General features: G+C 49.2%; 7 protein-coding genes. All 7 read left to right on the forward strand.

The features are described from left to right. Positions 1 to 192: 192 nt before the first annotated feature. On the forward strand, positions 193 to 582 hold the full coding sequence (locus ACPF7Z_RS19190; RefSeq protein WP_425194841.1) for a YybH family protein: 390 nt from the start codon (positions 193 to 195) through the stop codon (positions 580 to 582). A 70-nt stretch (positions 583 to 652) separates the two neighbouring features. Next, entirely contained in the window at positions 653 to 1150 is a 498-nt protein-coding gene (locus ACPF7Z_RS19195) for a hypothetical protein (RefSeq protein ID WP_425194842.1), read from the forward strand. A gap of 132 nt (positions 1151 to 1282) precedes the next feature. Next, positions 1283 to 2401, forward strand: a complete 1119-nt coding sequence (locus tag ACPF7Z_RS19200; protein WP_425194843.1) for a hypothetical protein — start codon at positions 1283 to 1285, stop codon at positions 2399 to 2401. 288 nt (positions 2402 to 2689) lie between these two features. Next, complete coding sequence (locus tag ACPF7Z_RS19205; RefSeq protein WP_425194844.1) at positions 2690 to 3283, forward strand: DUF5677 domain-containing protein; 594 nt, start codon at positions 2690 to 2692, stop codon at positions 3281 to 3283. A 150-nt stretch (positions 3284 to 3433) separates the two neighbouring features. Then, on the forward strand, positions 3434 to 3748 hold the full coding sequence (locus ACPF7Z_RS19210; protein WP_425194845.1) for a transcriptional regulator: 315 nt from the start codon (positions 3434 to 3436) through the stop codon (positions 3746 to 3748). Beyond that, positions 3741 to 4040 carry a helix-turn-helix domain-containing protein gene (locus tag ACPF7Z_RS19215; protein ID WP_425194846.1) on the forward strand — a complete coding sequence of 100 codons (300 nt, stop codon included), beginning with the start codon at positions 3741 to 3743 and terminating at the stop codon, positions 4038 to 4040. Before ACPF7Z_RS19210 ends, ACPF7Z_RS19215 begins: the two co-directional genes overlap by 8 nt. Positions 4041 to 4124: 84 nt before the next feature. Continuing rightward, a complete protein-coding gene (locus ACPF7Z_RS19220; protein WP_425194847.1) occupies positions 4125 to 4490 on the forward strand; it encodes a cupin domain-containing protein in 366 nt (121 codons plus the stop codon). Positions 4491 to 4637: the final 147 nt, after the last annotated feature.

Genomic DNA, 4637 nt, shown 5'->3' on the forward strand with positions numbered 1-4637 from the left:
ACTATATTGAGGGCTTTTATAACAGCCAACGGCTGCACAGTGGCCTGGGCTATCGGACTCCGTTAGAGTTCGAAGAGATTAGCTGATGGAGCGTGTCCATTTTATTGGGGGAACTCCACGCCTGACGGCGCCGGACACTCGCTTCGCTCGCGCCGTTGTGCGCGACGTTATGCATAGAGGAGAAATGAGGAAGTGAATCAACATCCCGTACAGCTTCAAATCGAAAGGGCAGACAAAGCTATCGTTGCTGAGGATTTCGATGTGCTCATGGATATCTATACCGATGATGCAGTATTAGTTATAGAGCCGGGTCGGAATGCGATGGGAAAAAGTGAAATCCGTAAAGCTTTTGAAGCTATAGCTGTGTATTTCAAAAACGGGTTGCAAGTTGAGCAAAACGGTATGGAGATACTAGAGTCAGGAGATACAGCTTTGGTGCTAGCAAACACTGTAATATCTGGCCCTGGTTTTCCGGCCACCGAACGTAAGGCTACATACGTATTCAATAAATCACCCAGTGGCACCTGGCTATGTTCTATCGACAATTCATACGGACATGAAATTATTAGTAAAAATGCATAACAATCGGCTGCACAGGATTCGCTCCCTTCGGTCGCTCTCCCGTGAGCCGTGGCGTTAAAAAGGAGAAAGCATGAGTCTTCTGAGGAAATTTGAAGAGGATGCAAGGATTGAAAAAACCGACGGCTCGGTAATAGGCCCATATAAGGCATCCTTTCCTGGCGGGACCATATTTTTACTCGATGAGACAGCTGACGTAGAAGAAGGCGACGTCATACTACGTAAGCTACCGAGCGGCAAAGATGAGCGTAGCATCATTACTGAAGCTACCTTCTATAAGCAGGGTGTGTCTGGAATGGGTGCCCACTACCAGATCAAATACCGCAAAGGTGGGCAAGCTGATATGAAAAAACCAAATCAGACTATTAATATTCACGGAGCTCAGTCAGTTCAAGTTGGCGACTATAACACCCAAAATATAATCAATTCTTTTGAAGCCTTGGTAAAAAAGATCGAGTCGTCCGAGGTTCCGCCCGAGCAGAAGGAAGAGGCTAAAGGCATTCTTCGCAAGCTCTTAGAACATCCTGCAGTAGTGTCTGTTATCGGGGCGGCAGCCGGTGGGATTTTTTAACAAGTCGCTTAAGTTCGTTCCGGCCGTTGGCCTCCACCGTACGCCCTTGTCAGGGCGCCGCTTAGCTTCGCGTTCGGCGGCAGCTTGCACATGGTCGCCTCTATTTATTCGATTCTACAGGAGTCAGCAGCAATGAGTTCCCTGTTATTACTAGAGCCGTACCGATCGGCGCTTTTCGTCGATGGTCTATCGGCAGGCATGGTGTCGGTAGTTGGTGATGCACAAGCGGAGCAGGAGCCTTCGTATCGAATCGGAAATAGTGTAGATCTACAACAGGCAGTTCGTGAACTAGCTCTGTTTCACGATTCCGTGCAAATTATTCAGCATGAAGAACCTGGGCAGGCGGAAGAGTTGGCGAAGAGAGGCCACTCGGTTTTTAGTGCGCTAGGGCTTCGAGATTCGGGAATCGTCGAATTCGCTCATGTCCCCCCCAACGAAGCGCGAAATTCTAAGCTAGCTTCTGAAGTGCGAAGCGTTCAAGACTTTTGGCGGCTTGAACGAGAGAACTTTGAAATTTGGCGTCCACTAGTCGCCTCCCAAATAGTCGCAAGAGGCAAGCTAGCTCACGTTGGGTTGTTTGATGTCCTAATGTACGATCGTTTAGGTGAACCAAGGCTTAAAGAAGCTGCGATAGCAATGCTCCCGCAACAAGTAAAAGAGCTGGTGCCCTCTCTTTTGGCGCCTTATCAAGGCGTTGGAATCGATTTTGTCGCCATTTCGACGTTGAACGAATTGGTCGATGCCGACAGTGTTGTCGCCGAGACGGGCATTAACGTCGCCATTGATGGATCCTTCGGAGGTACGAGGGAGGGCGTTAACGTGGATGCTACTAGTGAAATCGTAAGCGTCGTCATTGAGATTCTTTTGAACGAAGAGCTTCGATTTCCAGTTCCCGAAAATCTGCGCGAATTGCAACGTCTTCGAGATAGAACGGAAATGCGTTCGTTCCGTTCACTATTTCAGCCGTGGATTGAGGCGCTGAGCGTTGGTAACGCAGACGCTGAGCGGCGACTTAGAGCCGAAGTTCGACGTTCATTACGCAAGTTCAAAAACTGTCCTCGACTCAAAACGGCCGGGTGCTTGGCATCGTATATTGCGATTCCTGTAGGGGCGGTTCCGTTTTTCGGTACTATTCCCAGCGCACTACTTTCATTGACCGGCAACGGGCTAGGGAAGTTGGCGGAGCATTGGAAAAGAGACTCGAAGTGGATTGGCCTTTGCGCTCAAGCGCCGCGCTTTGTCGATTCTTGAGCAGGGGTGATGGGTAACCTGAGTAGATATATAGCCAACTTCTGTAGCCGCCGCCGAACGAGGCGCTGCAGTTGACCACCCAAAGCGCTGCCGCGCTTTGGGTTCCCTCCGCGGCCGTCGGCCGCTCCGGCGGCAACTGAGCTTCGGCGTTAGGCTCGAGGAGAAAAGCTCTACCCATGAGTAAGCGATTGAGAGACCACGTACGAGAGAGTAACCAGATCGAGCTGAAAAAGAATGTGGACAAAATTATCAAAAAGTCCAGATTCATAATCCGCTGGATTGACAAGAATGTTGATAGAACTGAAAAAAAGAGTAGTTCTGGTTAATCTGCTCTCTTCTACATCAGATTACCTTGAGTTGATGAAGTCCTCCTTGGATTTTCACATTTCGGTATTGGCGCTTTGTACACGAAGTATTTACGAAATTAATATTCGGATCAGATCGTTGATCGAGCATCAGGATGAAATGGCTAAATGGCAGTCTGAAGCAGTTACAGATAAGGTCCAAACGTTGGAAGGCATACTGTCGCTTGCTAATGAGTCAGAAAATATTAAAGAGCAGTATACTTTGAAGAGCGAAATAGAGCGCCTTAATAATCTTGTGGAAAAGTACGGTTTCCCAACCGTGAAACAACCTGCCAGCACTGGTAACCTTGCTAACAAGGTTGGGCAAGAAAAAGAGCACAAAGCGCTATTCAAGCTGTATTCTAAATTGATACACCCAAGCTCATATTTAGTAAATGATTATGGTAGTGCGTCCTCTTTGGAAAATCAGAAAATTCTTCAGATTCATGCGCAGCTTTATGCACATGACACGGTAAGCAGGGTTTGTGAAGAGCTAAGCGTTCCTAATGATGTCAGCAAGCCATATGGACAAGCCTAACAAGTAGTTGCAGTACGTTCCGGCCCTGACGGGCCTCCACCGGACCGGTTTTCCGGCGCGGTGCGCCTCCAAACCGGCCGCTGAACATTGGCGTTAATCCTTTTCGGCGCCAACCTTGCAAAACTCCGTCAATGACGTATATTGGTTGTCATGCTTACCATTATCGAAACCCCTACATTTGAAGCGGACGCCAGAAAAATCTGGACTGAGGAAGAGCGAAGCGCTTTCTTTGCTTGGCTGGCAGCCAGTCCAGAAATTGGCGACCCCATCCCAGGTAGCGGAGGGTGTAGAAAGGTTCGTTGGTCGGTAGCGGGTTCAGGGAAGCGTGGTGGGGTGCGAGTTATTTACTTCACCAAGCTGGCAAATGGTGAGATCTGGTTGTTGGTGATCTACAAAAAGGCCGTCAGGGGCAACATACCCGCTCATATCCTGAAGTCGATTCGTGAGGTATTGGAAAATGAGTAACGAGACTCTGAGTGCTGAGGAGCTTGGCAACAAGCTACTCCAGTCCGTCAAAGAAATGAAAGCGGGCAAAGCCGCACGAACCAGTCGTGTAGAACCTAATGAGGTGGCACAAGCACGGGGTAAAACGGGTCTGACCCAGATAGAGTTTGCTGAGGTATTGCATATTTCTGCGCGTACGTTGCAGGAATGGGAGCAAGGTCGACGTAAACCCTCTGGGCCAGCAAAAGCGCTCATCGAGATTGCTTTCCGCCATCCCGAGGTCATCCGGGAAGACCTCGAACTCCGGGGTTAACAAGCGGCTGTTGCCGGACGCGCCTACGCTGCGCTCCGGCACGCCGTAAAGCCGAGCGTTAACTGTTACTGAAAAGGAGTTCACATGAACTATCAGGCGATCAATTTCAAAAACAAGCTTGGTCTCTTCGATGAGCAATGGTCGCCGAAGGTCATCGCCGAAATGAACGACTATCAGTTCAAGGTTGTCAAAATCCAGGGGAAATTCGTTTGGCATGACCACACGGATACAGACGAGACGTTCATCGTGCTTGAGGGTAGTCTGAGAATTGATTTCAGAGATGGGGCTGTGAATCTGTCGGAGGGCGAAATGTACGTTGTCCCGAAAGGTATCGAACACAAGCCTTATGCGGAAAATGAAGCAAAAATTTTGCTTATCGAGCCACGCGGCGTTGTGAATACTGGCGGCGAGGCTGGTAGTAAAACGGCAGAGAACGACGTTTGGATCTGAATCAGTTAACAAGTCAATCAAGTTCGTTCTGGACTTCCCCCGATCTAGTAGACACGCATCGATAACTCCGCAACAGGAGAACACCGATGCCGGAGATGATCACGGGGAAGAAAACTCAGCAGTACAGCACTGAGTTCAAAGTCAAAG

This window comes from Halomonas sp. GXIMD04776, from assembly GCF_049808615.1.
Lineage (GTDB): Bacteria > Pseudomonadota > Gammaproteobacteria > Pseudomonadales > Halomonadaceae > Modicisalibacter.

Coding starts and splice junctions, on each gene's coding strand:
- ACPF7Z_RS19200 (WP_425194843.1), top strand. CDS start 1,283: ATGAGTTCCCTGTTATTACTAGAGCCGTACCGATCGGCGCTTTTCGTC.
- ACPF7Z_RS19195 (WP_425194842.1), top strand. CDS start 653: ATGAGTCTTCTGAGGAAATTTGAAGAGGATGCAAGGATTGAAAAAACC.
- ACPF7Z_RS19215 (WP_425194846.1), top strand. CDS start 3,741: ATGAGTAACGAGACTCTGAGTGCTGAGGAGCTTGGCAACAAGCTACTC.
- ACPF7Z_RS19220 (WP_425194847.1), top strand. CDS start 4,125: ATGAACTATCAGGCGATCAATTTCAAAAACAAGCTTGGTCTCTTCGAT.
- ACPF7Z_RS19205 (WP_425194844.1), top strand. CDS start 2,690: ATGTTGATAGAACTGAAAAAAAGAGTAGTTCTGGTTAATCTGCTCTCT.
- ACPF7Z_RS19210 (WP_425194845.1), top strand. CDS start 3,434: ATGCTTACCATTATCGAAACCCCTACATTTGAAGCGGACGCCAGAAAA.